The organism is Desemzia sp. FAM 23990, from assembly GCF_045528485.1.
In the GTDB taxonomy this organism is placed as follows: domain Bacteria; phylum Bacillota; class Bacilli; order Lactobacillales; family Carnobacteriaceae; genus Desemzia.
In genome coordinates this window covers 1-882 of sequence record NZ_JBGQQW010000058.1, presented here as the reverse complement: position 1 = coordinate 882, position 882 = coordinate 1, and the positions used below count along the sequence as shown (strand labels likewise).

General features: G+C 37.5%; 1 protein-coding gene. It reads right to left on the bottom strand.

What is annotated here, in order from left to right; translation table 11 throughout:
• A partial coding sequence (locus tag ACEN4I_RS13370) for an IS30 family transposase (RefSeq protein WP_407127851.1) occupies window positions 1–781 on the bottom strand: 781 nt, incomplete at its 3' end.
• Window positions 782–882 lie beyond the last annotated feature (101 nt).

Here is an 882-nt window from a genome sequence, read left to right as displayed (position 1 = left end):
TAGAGTGTTCATTCAGCCCACGCTGAGACGGACAACCAGGATCTGCAAAGAAAATAGAAATATCATGGTGGTTACTAACTGATTTCCAATTAGAGAACTCTTTTCCACAATCAAAAGTGATTGATTTAAAAGAATGGGAAGGGATACTGGAAAACCACTCAGATAATTTTTCTTCTATATCAGTTGCTTTGCGTCCCTCAGGTTTGAGTGTAAAAATGACTTTTGACAAGCGCTCAACCAATGTAATAACAGCACTTTTATGATGCTCTCCAATAATGGTATCCCCTTCAAGGTGACCAAATTCGTTCGTATAATGTGGATACGATAGGGCTCTATCCTGTAGGCTTCTCTTAAAGGCTTGTTTTCCTCTTTTCTCTTTATGGCCATTCGGTTTGCGTTTGCCTTTCAGAGGCAAAGTCGTTTGATCAAATAAAGGGCTGTCCTTGAATCTACGGTAAAGAGTTCGCATAGAGCACTTCAAATCAATTTCTTGTCTACCAATAATAACATCAGGTGTCCAACCAGATGCAACTTTGTCTTTAATGTAACGGATTTCTTTACCGGTAAAGGTTTTACGTCTGGCACCACAGTTGCTTTTATTCTTTTTATAGCGTGCATAGTAATCTTGAATCGTATATCCTTGTTTAAGATAATTGACTACATTACAGACAGGTTGTTTTGATCGTTCAAGTTTATTTGCAATTTTTGAAGCAGATAGTCCAATCGTGTGATAAGTTTCTATCCATCCAAGGTCTTCCATGGTAAGATGGGTGTAGGCCATTTGTGGTCACTCTCCTAATTTTCGTAGTTGTAAATCTGGAATGAGTGTACCACATATGGTCTTTTTAATCGTCTAGCTTAATTTTACAATTCAAGAAATTA